The organism is Brevibacterium limosum (assembly GCF_011617705.1).
Lineage (GTDB): Bacteria > Actinomycetota > Actinomycetes > Actinomycetales > Brevibacteriaceae > Brevibacterium > Brevibacterium limosum.
Genome location: NZ_CP050154.1, coordinates 3413259 through 3427983, shown reverse-complemented (window position 1 = coordinate 3427983; position 14725 = coordinate 3413259). Strand labels below are relative to the sequence as shown.

At 65.1% G+C, this 14725-nt stretch carries 12 protein-coding genes; 10 read left to right on the top strand and 2 right to left on the bottom strand.

What is annotated here, in order from left to right:
* Positions 1–141: 141 nt before the first annotated feature.
* The 8 genes from GUY37_RS15480 (at position 142) to GUY37_RS15445 (ending at position 9136) form a co-directional block, all read left to right on the top strand.
* On the top strand, positions 142–1125 hold the full coding sequence (locus GUY37_RS15480; RefSeq protein WP_166827399.1) for an ABC transporter permease: 984 nt from the start codon (positions 142–144) through the stop codon (positions 1123–1125).
* Between the two features lie 4 nt (positions 1126–1129).
* Positions 1130–1921 (top strand): ABC transporter ATP-binding protein, encoded by a 792-nt coding sequence (locus GUY37_RS15475; protein ID WP_166827396.1) that lies wholly within the window; start codon positions 1130–1132, stop codon positions 1919–1921.
* A 118-nt stretch (positions 1922–2039) separates the two neighbouring features.
* Positions 2040–2618, top strand: coding sequence for a TetR/AcrR family transcriptional regulator (locus GUY37_RS15470; RefSeq protein WP_166827393.1), 579 nt, complete (start codon positions 2040–2042; stop codon positions 2616–2618).
* Entirely contained in the window at positions 2615–2974 is a 360-nt protein-coding gene (locus GUY37_RS15465) for a DMT family transporter (protein ID WP_166827391.1), read from the top strand. The genes GUY37_RS15470 and GUY37_RS15465 overlap by 4 nt, the downstream gene beginning before the upstream one ends.
* Positions 2971–3285 carry a DMT family transporter gene (locus GUY37_RS15460; protein ID WP_166827388.1) on the top strand — a complete coding sequence of 105 codons (315 nt, stop codon included), beginning with the start codon at positions 2971–2973 and terminating at the stop codon, positions 3283–3285. The genes GUY37_RS15465 and GUY37_RS15460 overlap by 4 nt, the downstream gene beginning before the upstream one ends.
* Positions 3286–3736: 451 nt before the next feature.
* Positions 3737–5956, top strand: a complete 2220-nt coding sequence (locus GUY37_RS15455) for a BCCT family transporter (protein ID WP_208094688.1) — start codon at positions 3737–3739, stop codon at positions 5954–5956.
* Positions 5953–7524: a choline-sulfatase gene (gene betC / locus GUY37_RS15450; protein ID WP_166827385.1), complete on the top strand. Its 1572-nt coding sequence runs from the start codon at positions 5953–5955 to the stop codon at positions 7522–7524. The genes GUY37_RS15455 and betC overlap by 4 nt, the downstream gene beginning before the upstream one ends.
* 211 nt (positions 7525–7735) lie before the next feature.
* The gene (locus GUY37_RS15445) at positions 7736–9136 is read left to right on the top strand and encodes a TIGR01777 family oxidoreductase (protein ID WP_166827382.1); all 1401 of its coding nucleotides are present in this window, start codon (positions 7736–7738) and stop codon (positions 9134–9136) included.
* Between the two features lie 66 nt (positions 9137–9202).
* Here GUY37_RS15445 and GUY37_RS15440 read toward each other — a convergent pair whose 3' ends face one another.
* Positions 9203–10432 carry a cobalamin-independent methionine synthase II family protein gene (locus GUY37_RS15440; protein ID WP_166827379.1) on the bottom strand — a complete coding sequence of 410 codons (1230 nt, stop codon included), beginning with the start codon at positions 10430–10432 and terminating at the stop codon, positions 9203–9205.
* 376 nt (positions 10433–10808) lie between these two features.
* On the opposite strand from GUY37_RS15440, the gene GUY37_RS15435 reads away from it, so the two are divergent.
* Entirely contained in the window at positions 10809–11552 is a 744-nt protein-coding gene (locus tag GUY37_RS15435; RefSeq protein ID WP_166827376.1) for a hypothetical protein, read from the top strand.
* A 57-nt stretch (positions 11553–11609) separates the two neighbouring features.
* Positions 11610–12128, top strand: a complete 519-nt coding sequence (locus GUY37_RS15430; protein ID WP_166827373.1) for a hypothetical protein — start codon at positions 11610–11612, stop codon at positions 12126–12128.
* 152 nt (positions 12129–12280) lie between these two features.
* On the opposite strand, the gene purL is transcribed toward GUY37_RS15430, so the two are convergent.
* Positions 12281–14665, bottom strand: coding sequence for a phosphoribosylformylglycinamidine synthase subunit PurL (purL, locus tag GUY37_RS15425; RefSeq protein ID WP_166827369.1), 2385 nt, complete (start codon positions 14663–14665; stop codon positions 12281–12283).
* Positions 14666–14725 lie beyond the last annotated feature (60 nt).

Sequence of the window (14725 nt, the reverse complement as noted above, 5' to 3'; positions counted from 1 at the left end):
CACACGTCACACCCGGTGATCCGGTGCGCGGAGTCCTGAACTCCTCGACCGCACCGACGTCACCGGCCCCGAGGCAGTCGGCAGTCCTGTCGACAGCCTCGGGGCCACCTCGAACCACACACCAGAAATGAACGGAAACACATGTTCGGAGCATTGGAGCTCGGGCTCATCTACGGCGCGATGGCGCTCGGGGTCTATCTGACCTTCAAGGTCCTCAACTTCCCCGACCTCACCGTCGACGGAAGCTTCACCACGGGCGGCGCCACCGCAGCCTCCCTCATCATCGCCGGGGTCAACCCCTTCCTGGCCACCGCCGCCGCGATCGGCGCCGGACTCATCGCCGGCTACATCACCGGTCTGCTCCACACGAAGGGCGGCATCGACGGGCTGCTCGCAGGAATCCTCACCATGATCGGCCTGTGGTCGATCAACCTGCGGATCATGGGGAAGGCGAACCTGCCGCTCCTGCGAGAAGACACCGTGTTCACCCCGCTGCGCGAGAACATGCTGCTGGGCAGCTGGGTGTCGATCGCGATCCTGCTCGCGTTCGCCCTCATCCTCAAATTCGCCATCGACTGGTTCCTCACCACCGATCTCGGGCTGGCCATCCAGGCCACCGGCAACAACAGAGAGATGATCCGCAGCCTCGGCGTCAACACCGACAACTCGACGATGCTCACCCTGGCGCTGTCGAACGGATTCGTCGCCCTCTGCGGTGCACTCGTCGCCCAGTACCAGGGATTCTCCGATATCAGCATGGGCATCGGCCTCATCCTCGTCGGACTCGCCTCGGTCATCCTCGGCCAGGCCGTCTTCGGCAGCCGCAATATCTTCATGGCCAGCCTCGGGGCGCTCCTCGGGTCGGTCGTCTACCGACTCATCATCTTCCTCGCCCTGCGTGCGGGCCTCGACACGAACGATATGAAGCTGACCACCGCGCTGCTCGTCGTCATCGCACTGCTGCTGCCCAGGTGGGGCTTCCTCAAACGGATCCCCTCCCTGCGCGGCCGCGGAAACCGCGCAGCCGCCTCGGTGCCGCAGGGGACGACCGATATGAAGGACCCGGCGGAGGTCGCCGACGTCCCCGCCGGCGCGACCGGTGCACGAGCCGGGAAGGAGATCTGAGACCATGCTCAAGATCGACAACATCGCCAAGACCTTCTTCGCCGGCACCGTCAACGAACGCAAGGCGCTGCAGGGGCTCTCGCTCGAACTCGACGAATCCGACTTCGTCACCGTCATCGGCTCCAACGGTGCGGGAAAATCGACGCTGCTCAACACCATCTCCGGTCGTCTGCCCATCGATTCGGGTTCGATCACGATCGACGGCGCCGAGGTGTCCCGGATGCCCGAGTACAAGCGGGCGAGATATCTGGGCCGAGTCTTCCAGGATCCGATGGCCGGCACCGCTCCGGATCTGACGATCGAGCAGAACCTCTCGCTTGCGCTCAAACGCGGACAACCGCGCGGGCTGGGTCGGGGGACGACCTCGGAGCGACGCGAACACTTCAAGGACGAACTGGCCACACTCGAACTCGGCCTGGAGAACCGGCTGAAGACGAAGGTCGGGCTGCTCTCCGGCGGTCAGCGCCAGGCGCTGAGCCTGCTCATGGCTGGATTCACTCAGCCGCGGATCCTGCTGCTCGATGAGCACACAGCGGCACTCGACCCGCAGCGTGCGGCCCTGGTGTCGGCGCTGACGAAGAAGATCGTCGAGGCCGACGGGCTGACCACGCTCATGGTCACCCACAACATGGAGCAGGCGATTGCGCTGGGCAACCGGCTGATCATGATGCACGAGGGGCGGATCATCTATCAGGCTTCGGCCGAGGAGAAGAAGGACCTGACCGTCGAGACCCTGCTCGGCGAATTCTCGAAACTCAAGGGAGCGACACTGGGCGACCGGGCACTGCTCAACTGAACCGAGCCCGGCGCGCGGTTGAGGCGCGTGGACGAGAGGGCGGTTCGCACCGAGGTGGTGCGGATCGCCCTCTCTTCCGAATTGGCGTACTTTACCAACCGGTTGGTAAAGTAGGAGCATGGCAAATGATGGACGGATGCGGATCCTGCGGGCGGCGAAGGACCTGGCGGAGTCGCATGACTCGGTGCAGGGCGTGACGATCTCGCTCGAGTCGGTCGCACAGCAGGCGGGACTGACGAAGCCGGGTCTGCTGTATCACTTCCCGTCCAAGGAAGCGCTCATGCTCGGGCTCGTCGGCCATGCCGCCGAGGACTGGGCCAAGCGATTGCGCACGCACACAGGGCGCTCGAGTTCGGAACTGTCGAGCTTCGAGCGGCACCGCGCCTATGTCACCGTGGCCACCACCGCCGAGGTCTCCCGCGCCGACTACTGGATCTTCTCCGATGCCCTCTACCACCCGAAGCTCTCTCGGGCATGGAGTGAGCACCTCGGCCCGTGGTTCGACACCACAGGACTCGACGATCGTGCGGTATCGCTGCTGACCGCGGCTCGGTTCTGCGCCGATGGCGCATGGATGTCCGAAGCCACCGGAGTGTTTCCCTCCGATGATCTCGCGGCCGTCAGCAAGCATGCCCTTGCCCTCATCGATGCCGCTGAAAGAACGTCCGACGCCCCCGAAACGGAGGTGACCGCATGAATTCGAAACGTCTTCTGCTCCTCGTCGCAGCCATCCTCGCCGAGGTGGCCGCCACCCTGATGCTGCGCGCCTCGGTCACCGATCCCGTGTGGATCCCGGGGGTCATCGTCCTCTACGCCACAGCCTTCTTCATCCTCGGGCTGACTCAACGACTCGGCATGTCGCTCGGTGCCGTCTACGCCACGTGGTCGGCCAGCGGGGTCGCCCTCGTCGCCATGCTCGGTGTCGTGTTCTTCGGTGAGCTCTTGAGCGTCGGTGCCGTGATCGGCATCGCCCTCATCATCATCGGCGTCGTCCTCGTCGAATCCGGCACCCCCGAGGAATCCGAGACCGTCGATGCGGAGGTGCCCGAATGAGCTGGATGTGGTTGGCACTGTCGATCCTCAGCGAGGTCGCGGGCACTCTGTGTCTGCGCGCGAGCGCCGGACTGCAGCGCAAGATCTGGTTCATCCCCGTGGCCGTCAGCTACACCGCGGCCTTCGTCTTCCTCGGCCGCACCCTCGCCGAGGGAATGCCGCTCGGCGTCGCCTACGGGCTCTGGGCGGCCTGCGGGGTCGCGCTGGTGTGCCTGCTCTCCCGCGTGATCTGGAACGATCCGCTGACGCGCAAGGCGCTCATCGGCATCGGCTTCATCACCGTCGGCGTCATGTTCGTCGAACTCGGCTGAACCGGCCCGGCTGACCCGGCTGTGGCGAGTCGACTGACCTGGCCCGGCTGACCCGGCTGTGGCGAATCGGCGGGCCGCAGATCTGGCACCGGCCGTGCCTGCTCGTTGCTGAGAATTTATTGAGAAGCCGGGAGGAAGCTGTTATCGTCCAGAACTGTGCCTCCTATCGGTGATGTCCTTCCGCGTGACCGTGGAACTGCGACCCCGAATGCGGAGCGTCCGAGCTGCGGTTTCGCCAATGACTCATGGGAGCCCGTAGCCGTCGGCTGGTGGGGCGGAGAGCCCTGAGCCGCTGACGCAGACTGCCGGCCCGGCCGCCTTTCATTTCCTTTCAACGAACACCTGACCGCTGACCGACGAGTGTCAGCGGGCGACGTCGCGTATGCCGCGCCGACCGGTGGCTGGGCACTGCTATTCATCACTGACCCCCTCTACCGGAAAGAGTTGGCGTATGACCGACGACCTTCAGAAGAAGTCCGATACCGAATCAGATCCCAGTCCTGACTCGGCACAGCAGGAGGCCCGTGGGACGCGGTCCCACTCGGCCTCACGAGAGAGAATCAAGGCCGACGCGAAGCGCGTGAGTGCCGAAGCCGGGCGAGTGAGCCGCGAGACCGGCCGCAAGCTCGGCGATTTCGACTACCGCCGCCCGCGCGGCCCCGTGAAGGCCGACCTCGAAGAAACACACGGCCACTACCCGCACGACACCCACCCGATCCTCGTGCCCGGAATCGCCATCGACGAACAGCGGCGCAAGTACTCGCTGGACAAGATCATCTTCGCCATCGCCGGCGGCCTCACCGTCGCCTTCGTCATCTGGGGCATCTCCAGCCCCGCCAGCGTCGCCGCTGTCGCTCAGACAGCCTATGACTGGGCCACCCTCAACGTCGGGTGGCTGTTCAACCTCGTCGCGATCATCATCCTCGTCTCCCTCCTCATCCTCGCGTTCTCTCCCTACGGCAAGATCCCCTTGGGAAAGGACGGGGAGACCTCTGAGTTCTCCACCTTCTCCTGGGTCGCCATGCTCTTCGCGGCGGGCATCGGCATCGGCGTCCTCTTCTTCGGGCCCTCCGAACCCCTGACCTACTTCATCTCACCGCCGCCGCTGACGAATGACCCGGAGACCACCGAGGCGCTCCACGGGGCGATGGCCCAGACCTACTTCCATTGGGGCTTCCACGCCTGGGCGATGTATGCCCTCGTCGGCGGTGCCATCGCCTACGCCGCCTACCGTCGCGGTCGCTCCCTGCTGCTGTCCTCGATCTTCCAGACCCTGTTCGGCAAACGTCAGACCGAGGGCTTTGCCGGAAAGCTCGTCGACATCTTCGCGATCGTCGCCACTCTCTTCGGTACGGCCGCGGCCCTGGGGATCGCGGCCATGCAGATCGGCACCGGTGTCAGCATCGTCGCCGATGCGGGACCGATGACGAACAACATGCTCGTCATCATCATCCTCGTCCTCACCGTCGGCTTCATCATCTCAGCCGTCTCCGGCGTCTCCCGAGGAATCCGCTACCTGTCGTCGATCAACATCGTGCTGACCGTGGGCATCGTCGCACTCGTGCTGTTCCTCGGGCCCACGCTCTACCTGCTCAATCTGCTGCCCTCGGCGTTCATGGAATACCTCGGGTCGATGTTCGACATGATGGGCCGGTCCCTGTCCTGGGGTGCCGAGACGCAGGAATTCCAGTCCCTGTGGACCGTCTACTACTGGGCCTGGTGGATCTCCTGGTCGCCGTTCGTCGGCACCTTCATCGCCCGCATCTCCCGCGGTCGCTCGATCCGCCAGTTCATCCTCGGCACGATCTTCATCCCCTCGACGCTGCTCTTCGTCGCCTACGGGATCATGGGCGGAACTTCCATCTGGATGTACCGTTCCGGAGCCTCGGGCTTCACCGACAGCATGGAAGCCCCCGAGGTGTTCTTCACCCTCATCGACAACCTGCCCTATGTCGAATGGCTGCCGTTCGTCGCCATCATCGTCCTGGCGATCTTCTTCATCACCTCCGCGGATTCCGCCTCGGTGGTCATGGGCATGCTCGCCAGTCGTGGTGATCAGGAGCCGAAGAAGTGGGTCGTCGTGTTCTGGGGCCTGGTGATGTCGGGCATCGCCGTGGTGATGCTCCTCCTCGGCGACGCCAGCGCACTCGAGGGGCTCCAGCAGCTCGTCATCGTCACAGCGGTGCCGTTCGCGCTCGTCATGCTCTTCATCATCGTCGCCTGGTTCAAGGAGCTGCGCACCGACCCGCTCGCCCTGCGTCGTCAGTACGCGCTCAACGCGGTGGACAACGCCGTGGTCGCCGGTGCCGATGCGTACGGTGACGATTTCGCCCTTCAGGTCGTGCCCACCGAACCCGGTGACGGCGCGAACGGCGGAATCGATTCCGAGCACGAGGACTACACCGACTGGTACCAGCGCACGGACGAGAACGGCGAACCCGTCGGCTTCGACTACGAAACCGGCGAATGGGCCGACGGTTGGATGCCCGAGGACGAATCCTCCGACATCGAGGATTCCGCGACGTCCGAGGAATCCACGAACACCGAGGAATCCACCGACACCGAGGCGGCCGCCGCCTCGACGACCGACGGGGACTCCGGGGCCGCCTCGGCGGCCGAATCCGCCCCGGAATCAGACTCCGAATCCGACCGCAGAGAGGACCGCTCATGACCACCCCGAACATCGTCGTCATCCAAGCTGACCAGATGGCCGCCCAAGCCCTGGGCGCCTACGGTGATGCGGCCGCGCTGACCCCGAACATGGATGCTCTGGCCGCCGACGGAGCCGTCTTCGACCGCGCGTACTGCAATACTCCGCTGTGCTCGCCGTCGCGGGCGTCGATGATGACCGGTCGGATGCCCTCGGAGATCGACTGCTTGGACAACGGCGATGACTTCGCGGCCTCGGTGCCGACCTTCGCCCACCGTCTGCGCAAGCTCGGCTACCACACCGCGCTCATCGGGCGGATGCACTTCATCGGACCTGATCAGCACCACGGTTTCGAAGAGCGCCTGACCACGGACGTGTACCCGGCCGACCTCGATATGGTGCCCGACTGGGACCGTCCCCTGGAGCAGAAGCTGCAGTGGTACCACGAGGCCGAGCCGGTGTTCACCGCCGGTGCGGCGACCGCGAACGTCCAGCAGGACTTCGATGACGAGGTGATCTTCAGGACCCTGCGTCATCTCAACGATCGCAAGCGCGCGAACCAGGCCGCCGGAACCGATCAGCCGTTCCTCATGGTCACCTCGTTCATCCACCCCCACGACCCGTACGAGCCGCCGAAGGCCAACTGGGACCGGTTCGCCGAGGTGGCCATCCCGGACCCGGCCCACCCCGAGGTCCCCGATCCGGCCGTGGACCCGCACAGCCACCGACTGCGCACCATGTGCGGCCTCGACGAACGCGAACCGGGAAACGACGACGTGCGGCGGGCCCGCCGGGCCTACTATGCGGCGGTGAACTATATCGACGACCACGTCGGGGCGATCAGGCGCAGGCTCGAGGAACTCGACCTGGCAGAGAACACGGTCATCGTCGTCACCAGCGACCACGGGGACATGCTGGGGGAGAAGGGGCTGTGGTTCAAGATGTCCCCGTACGAGCAGTCCTCCCGGGTTCCGCTGATCATCAACGCACCCGCCGAGGTGATCGCCCCGGGCCGGTATGCGAACCCCGTCAGCCTCGTCGACCTCGCACCGACTCTGCTCGAGATCGCCCGCGGGGGTGCCGAGGGAACGGAGGAATCCGGCGCCGGGCCCGCCTCGGCGACGGACGAGGGGCTGAGCGGAATCTCGATGCTCGAATCCGCCCGGCGGGAAGCCGCCGGCGAGCTCGGACCCGAGGATCGCGATGTCGTCATCGAATACTTCGCCGAGGGCACCTACCGCCCGCAGGTCACACTGGTGCGCGGGGATCACAAGCTCACGGTGTGCCCGGGCGATCCGGTGCTGCTCTTCGACCTGGCGGCGGATCCCGATGAGCTGGTCAACCGTGCCGAGGATCCGGCCTATGCCCAGACGCTGAAGGAGATGCGCGGGGAGCTCGAATCCCGCTACGATCTAGAGCACCTCGAGGAGCATGTGCTCGGTTCGCAGCGCAGCCGTCAGCTCGTCGCCGATGCGCTCAAGGTCGGTCGGGCCCGTCACTGGGACTTCGACCCGGAACCGAAGCACGGCTACGTGCGCGGAGACTTCTGGTCGGCGTTCCGCTTCGGCAAGATCCCCGCCGCCGACTGACCGCGCTACAACCGCGTGTTCGAAGTGTGGGCGAGATCACTGTGCCCACACTTCGAACACGCGGAAGCAGGTTTCGGGGCCCCGCCGGACGGCCGGAGCAGGTCGGCTGTGAGGGTGAGCCGCCTCGGCGAGAACAATTCACCTGGTCTTAGGTGAGTTGCGGGTCACATTCTCAGAAACGGGTGGCATCATTCGAGGTAGGAGGGATGCTATGACCATCTTTGAGTCGACATCTGAAGTTCCGCTCGGCGCGGAGACCACCTACGACTGGCATGCTCAGCCAGGAGCGCTGACACGTCTCTCACCGCATTGGGCGCAGGAGATCGTCGAAGAGAGCTATCCTCCGATCGCTCCGGGCTCGGTGGCGCAGGTGAAGACGAGCGTGCCCGGCACCTACGGGCTCGTACGACGGCCATTCAGCTCCGTGCACTCGGAAGGCCCGTCGCGGTTCTCCTTCGTCGACGAGCTGAAGAAAGGACCGCTGAGCCAATGGAAGCACACGCACGAGTTCACGTCGGTCGCCGGCGGGACGAAGATCGACGACCACATCGAATTCTCCATGGCTCCCCAGGGCTTCGACGTCATCGATCGGGGCCTCACCCGCTACCTTGAGGCCACCTTCGACGCTCGTCGCAAGCGGATGCTCATGGACATCGACTTCCTCGAATCCACGAACGCGCCCCTGCTGACGCGGAAGAAGGGCAAACACATCCTCATCGCCGGCGGCAGCGGAATGATCGGACGCCAGGTGGCCGCCCTGTTCTCCACCGCCGGACATTTCGTCCGGCTCCTCGTGCGCGAGACCCCGAAGTTCCCGTACGAGGTGCATTGGAATCCGGATCTGGGAATCCTCAATCCACGGGACCTCGCGTGGGCGGATGCGGTGGTCCACCTCGGCGGGCGATCCATCGCCACTCGGTTCACCAAGCATGCGAAGGACGAGATCTGGTCCTCCCGCATCGACTCGACGAGGCTGCTCGTCGAAACGATGCGCGGTCTGCCCGAGGCGAAGCGCCCGTCGGTCTTCGTCTGCGCCTCTGCGGTCGGCTATTACGGGGCCAAGGCCGACGAACCTGTCGACGAGACCGGACCGGCCGGCGAGGGATTCCTCGCCGAGTTGTGCCAGAAGTGGGAAGAGGCGGCGGCCGGTGTCGAGGACGCAGGGATCCGGCGGGTGTCGATCCGTACCGGAGTCGTGCTCAGCTCCCTGGGCGGTCTGCTCAAACTGCAGGCGCCGCTGTTCCTCGCCGGCGCCGGGGGTCGGCTGGGCAGCGGAGAGCAGGCCCTGGCTTGGATCTCCCTCGACGACGTGGCGCGCGCGTATGTGCACGCCGTCCTCTACGACTATGTGCGGGGACCGGTGAACGCTGTCGCCCCTGATCTCGTTTCGCAGGCTGAATTCGCCGAGGCGCTCGCCGCCCACCTGCGTCGCCCCGCCTGGATCCCGACGCCCGGTTTCATCACCGAGCTTATGCTCGGACGCGACGGGGCGAAGGAGCTTGCGCTGGCGGATCAGAGAGTGGTGCCGGAGAAGCTCGAAGAGACCGGCTACCAGTTCGCCCACCCGACGTTGGCAGATTGCTTCGACGAGGAGCTCGGCGGAGGGGCGTAATACAGAGATCCCCTCCGCTCGGCGCGGATGCCGAGCGGAGGGGACCGGTGTTTCTGACGGTGTTGGTCAGAAGCGCTTCGAGGCGATCTCGGCACCTTCGGTCAGAGACTGCAGCTTCGCGACGGCGATGTCCGGGTGGACGCGTCCGCCCAGGCCGCAGTCGGTGGAGGCCACGACGTTCTCCGGGCCGACGAGACCAGCGAACCGACCGATGCGTTCGGCGACGAGCTCGGGGTGCTCGACGACATTGGTCGAGTGGGAGACGATTCCGGGAATGATGTACTTGCCCTCTGGCAGTTTCTTCTCTTCCCAGATCCGCCATTCGTGCTCATGCCTGACGTTCGCGGCTTCGAAGGTGATGCCGGCGGCGTTGATCGACAGCACCTGGTCGACGATCTCGATGAACGGCAGGTCGGTGACGTGCGGTCCGTGCCACGAACCCCAACAGGTGTGCACACGCACCTGAGCCGGGTCGATACCCCGCAGCGCATGGTTGAGTGCGTCGATGCGGACCTGGATGAACGCCCGGTAGTCATCGAAAGACGGTTCCGGATTGATCTGGTCGAAGTTCTCGGCCAGGGAGGGATCGTCGATCTGGACGGTCAGCCCCGCCTCGGTGATGGCGAGGTATTCCTCCCGCAGCACATCGGCCCATGCCCAGATGAACTCCTCATCGCTCGAGTAGTGCTCGTCGGCGATGCGCGATGCCGATCCGGGGGAGAGCGCATTGATGTAGCCGGCGCGCTCGTCGTAGCCCGCGGCGGCCAGACCGGCCTTGAGGTTCGCAATATCGCGGTTGACCTGGTCCTGACCGATGTAGCTGATCGGACCCGTCGCCTTCGGGAACTGGGGCTGGGTCCCGGTGTCGGTGCCGGCCTTCGGGTCCGTGTAGACGTTCGGGAAGAGGTTGCGGTCGCGGCGGTCGGGCATGCTCGTGAGCACGATATTGCCCGGCGTCGAGCGGTTCGCAGGGATCTCCCACAGGTCGATGTCGTGGAGTTCGAGCCCACCGGTGCGGGCGAACGAATAGTGCCACCAAGCGCCGTAGTCGAAGTCAGCGGCCATGGCGTGACCGTACTCGCCGTCGTTGGGCAGCGAAATGCCCAGATCCTTCTGACGCTTGACGAGGTCGGTGACGCTGGCGGTCAGCAACTCGTCGAATTCCTGCTCCTGCTCCTGCGACACGGACTCACCGGCCAGACGGGCGGTGTTCTGCGCCTGCTTGACCTTGTTGGCCTCGATGAGTTCGGGTGTGCGGGGTAAGGATCCCGCATGGGATGTGCGAATCGTCGCCATGACTGACTCCTCTTCCTTGATCGTCGTGTCGTTCGTCTGCGCTTCTGAGACCGTTGCCGGCGAAAGCCGCATCGTTCTTCTTCAGGCAATCACATTCGCAGTCGTGCATGTGCGGTCGGTGTCATCTACGGTCACGTGACCTCGAGTGTCCAGCGCGGATGGACCGTAGGGTGGGGCTATGAGCATTGGACAGCACGGCCAAGATGGACAACGCCGGTCGAATCCGCATCAGCCGCCATCACACGCAGCAGATTCGCACGGATCAGATCCGTACGCTTACCCTCCGGCGCCACCACATCCTCCGGTGCCATCGAGAATGCAGGCACCATCCAGCACGCAGACCGCACCGGGTACGTCAGTCATGTCGCATACGGCAGTGTCCCGGCATCCCGGATGGCTCGCGCGGTCGCTGTTCTGGGCAGCGCTCATCGTCGGAGCGCTCCCGGCGCTGGTGCTGGCCCCGATGAGCTTCACCGGAGGACAGGACACCATCGTTCTATTCAGCGTCGGAACGATCGTGGCCGGATGCCTGCGGCTTGTCCTCGGCACGATCGCCATCCTGCTGGTGAAGAACACGACGTGGGTGCGCAGGTCAGTCGGGGCTGCGATCTTCGTGGTCGGCTGCCTCGCCCTGCTGGTCCTCAGTCCGCTGATGTCGGCGATCGTGGGTATGAGCGGAGCCGGACCAACTGATTCGATGCTGACCATGACGGTCATCCAGGGCGTCGTGAGCGGGTTCTATCTGTCCGCAGTCTTCTGCGGATGGAACGTCGCCCGCAACCGCCGGTGGTGGATCCTCGTCATCGCCGTCGCCATCGCAGTGGTGCTGAACGTCGTCAACTCGCTGTTCGATCAGATGCTGGCTGCTCAATTGGCCGGGGGACTCATGGTCACAGTAGTCGTGCAAGCTGTGTGGCTGGCCGTCACTTTCGGGGTTCTCGGGCTCTGTCATCTGCTCGGTCGAGTGAGCGGGGGAACGGCACCACCGCCGAGCCGGCCGGGGCCCGTCCCTCAGCAGGGCTACGCGCCGCAGCCGTATCCGCCATCGGGTCACACAATCCAGCCCGATCCGAATCAGTGGCGGCCGGGGCCCGAACAGTGGTCGAACCCTCATCACTAGATTCGGACGAGCGAGACACGAGAAACCCACGTAATTGAGCGAGGAACCCGATGCTGTTTGTTCATACTCGCCGGTGAAGCGCTGTTCTGGATCTTCCTGCTTGCCGGAGTGTGCGCCAGGTACCTGCTGCGATGGCGCGCGGCCTCGACGGTTCTCCTCGTTGCCACTCCCATCATCGACATCGTCATCATCGTCCTGACGTACATCGATCTGCACCGGGGAGCAGCGTCGGACTTCAGCCACGGAATGGCCGCGTTCTACGTCGGCTTCTCCATCGTGTTCGGACCTGAGGCCATCGCCCGCGTCGACCGGCGTTTCGCGAAGAAGCACTCCACCGCCGTCGAGGACGCGCCGGTGCCGGACCGGACCAGTTCCGCGTACTGGCTGCGGTGTCTGACCGCCTCGGCGATCACCATTGCCCTGCTGGCAGTCGGAATGGCGATCGCGGGCTGGTCGGATTCGTTCTGGCTGATCTATTGGACGATCGTCGCCCTCTTCACTGCGCTCGTCTGGGGCATAGTCGGACCGCTGCGCGATCGATGGCGCCGCAGCAACGTGGGCGCGAACCCGGAGTAGGCTTCAGACTCATCCTGCTAGCTTCCGCATCGACCGGGTCGTCCTGGCACAGGGCGACAGCGAAAAGACCCCTCAGCCTCGAGAAGACCAATTGCAGCTGGTCATGTCGAGGCTGAGGGGCCGTCCCGGCATCAGTGGTCGGTGGTAATCGCTCAGACCGCGGTTTCGGTCACCGCCGCAACGCTTCCGCCGAACTGGTTCGGCAGGGTGCCCTCGTGGGTCTCACACAGTTCGTCGAGGCCGATCGAGAAGTGATCGACGATGTCGAGACTCGGCTCCGGATCGCCGGCATCGGTCATGCCGATGCGCACGAACGGGAACCGGCGGGCCGTGCACATGTCCTTGAACCGGACCTCTTCCGACCGCGGCACAGCCACGATCGCACGTGCCGTCGATTCGGAGAACAGTGCGGTGAACACGTCGACGCCGTCACGCTCGCACACCTCGTCGAGCCAGATGCGCGCACCCGTGTCGAACCGCAGGCAGGACTCGACGAGCGCCTGCGACAGGCCCCCCTCGGACAGGTCGTGCGCGGCATCGATCATGCCGTCGCGCGAGGCGTTGATGAGGATCTCGCTGAGTTCCTTCTCCGCCGCCGGCTTGTACTGCGGAGGAACCCCGCCGAGGTGGTCGGCCGTGACGTCTGCCCACGCCGAACCGTCGAGCTCAGCCTCGGTGGTGCCGAGCAGGTAGATGGTCTGGCCGGGCTCCTGCCACCCGCTCGGGGTGGCGCGGTTGACGTCGTCGAAGACGCCGAGCACACCGACGACCGGTGTCGGGTGGATGGCGACTCCGCCGGTCTGGTTGTACAGGGACACGTTGCCGCCGGTGACGGGAATGCCCATGTCCTTGCAGGCGTCAGCGAGGCCTTCGACTGCCTGCGCGAACTGCCACATGATCGCTGGATCCTCGGGCGATCCGAAGTTCAGGCAGTCTGTGACAGCGCGCGGGACGGCACCGGAGGTGGAGACGTTGCGGTAGGCCTCGGCCAGTGCCAGCTGAGCTCCGCGGGCCGGGTCGAGGAACGTGTAGCGACCGTTGGCGTCGGTGGCGATGGCCACGCCCAGTCCGGTCTCCTCGTCGACGCGGACGACTCCGGCATCGTCGGGGAACGCCTGCGCGGTATTGCCCTGAACGTACTTGTCGTACTGGGCGGTGATCCACGACTTCGAGGCCAGGTTCGGGGATGCGGCGAGCTGCAGCATCGTCGAGCGCAGCTCGTCATCGGACTCGGGCTTTGCCAGGCCCGAAGCCTCGACGGTGTCGGCAGCCACCTCGGCGGTCCAAGCAGGTGCGTTCATGGGGCGGTTGTAGACGGGGCCATCGTGGGCGACCGAGCGCGGGGGCACGTCGACGATGACATCGCCGCGCCATTCGATGATGAGTCGGCCGGTGTCGGTGACCTCGCCGAGCACGGAGGTCTCGACCTCCCACTTGCCGACGATCGCGAGGAACTCCTCGAGTCGGTCGGGGCGGACGACGGCCATCATGCGCTCCTGCGACTCCGACATGAGGATCTCCTCAGGGGTCAGCGTCTCATCGCGCAGCAGCACGTCGTCGAGGGCGATGTGCATTCCGCCGTCGCCGTTGGAGGCCAGCTCCGAGGTGGCGCAGGAGATTCCCGCGGCACCGAGGTCCTGGATGCCTTCGACGACTCCGGCGTGGAAGAGTTCGAGGCAGCATTCGATGAGCACCTTCTCGGCGAAGGGGTCGCCGACCTGCACCGCAGGACGCTTCGAGGGCTTCGAATCGTCGAAGGACTCGGATGCGAGGATCGAGGCGCCGCCGATGCCGTCGCCACCGGTGCGGGCCCCGAAGAGGACGACCTTGTTGCCCTTGCCCGAAGCATTGGCCAGGCGGATGTCCTCATGCCGCAGGACTCCGACAGCCAGGGCGTTGACCAGGGGGTTTCCCTGGTAACTGGGATCGAAGACGGTCTCGCCGCCGATGTTGGGAAGACCCAGGGAGTTGCCGTAGTTGCTGATGCCTGCCACGACGCCGTGGAGGACGCGGGCAGTGTCCGGGTGGTCGATGCGTCCGAAGCGCAGCTGATCCATAACGGCCACCGGGCGGGCGCCCATGGAAATGATGTCGCGCACGATTCCGCCGACACCCGTGGCCGCACCCTGGTGGGGTTCGACGAAGCTGGGGCTGTTGTGGCTCTCGACCTTGAACGTCACGGCCCAGCCGTCGCCGATGTCGACGACGCCGGCGTTCTCGCCGATGCCGACGAGCAGGTGCTTCTTCATGTCCTCGGTGACTTTGTCACCGAACTTCGAGAGGTGGGCTTTCGAGGACTTGTACGAGCAGTGCTCGGACCACATGACCGAGTACATGGCCAACTCCGCCGAGGTGGGGCGACGTCCGAGGATCTCCTTGATCTGCTCGTATTCGTCGGCCTTGAGGCCAAGATCGGCGTAAGGCTGATCGACATCGGGATTCGCCGCAGCGAACTCGACCGTCTCCTTGACCTGCTTCGCATTGTCCTGCGCGGAATCGACCTGCGTGGAATCCGCAGAACTGAGGTTTGACGACATGTCCTCTAAGGGGCCCTTTCATACGACACGGCACTCACGCCCAATCTTAGCCGTGTCCCC

Bases quoted from the DNA above. Each gene is read 5' to 3' on its own strand.
- purL (WP_166827369.1), bottom strand. From the start codon at position 14,665: ATGTCGTCAAACCTCAGTTCTGCGGATTCCACGCAGGTCGATTCCGCG.
- GUY37_RS15480 (WP_166827399.1), top strand. From the start codon at position 142: ATGTTCGGAGCATTGGAGCTCGGGCTCATCTACGGCGCGATGGCGCTC.
- GUY37_RS15445 (WP_166827382.1), top strand. From the start codon at position 7,736: ATGACCATCTTTGAGTCGACATCTGAAGTTCCGCTCGGCGCGGAGACC.
- GUY37_RS15460 (WP_166827388.1), top strand. From the start codon at position 2,971: ATGAGCTGGATGTGGTTGGCACTGTCGATCCTCAGCGAGGTCGCGGGC.
- GUY37_RS15440 (WP_166827379.1), bottom strand. From the start codon at position 10,432: ATGGCGACGATTCGCACATCCCATGCGGGATCCTTACCCCGCACACCC.
- GUY37_RS15470 (WP_166827393.1), top strand. From the start codon at position 2,040: ATGGCAAATGATGGACGGATGCGGATCCTGCGGGCGGCGAAGGACCTG.
- betC (WP_166827385.1), top strand. From the start codon at position 5,953: ATGACCACCCCGAACATCGTCGTCATCCAAGCTGACCAGATGGCCGCC.
- GUY37_RS15475 (WP_166827396.1), top strand. From the start codon at position 1,130: ATGCTCAAGATCGACAACATCGCCAAGACCTTCTTCGCCGGCACCGTC.
- GUY37_RS15455 (WP_208094688.1), top strand. From the start codon at position 3,737: ATGACCGACGACCTTCAGAAGAAGTCCGATACCGAATCAGATCCCAGT.
- GUY37_RS15465 (WP_166827391.1), top strand. From the start codon at position 2,615: ATGAATTCGAAACGTCTTCTGCTCCTCGTCGCAGCCATCCTCGCCGAG.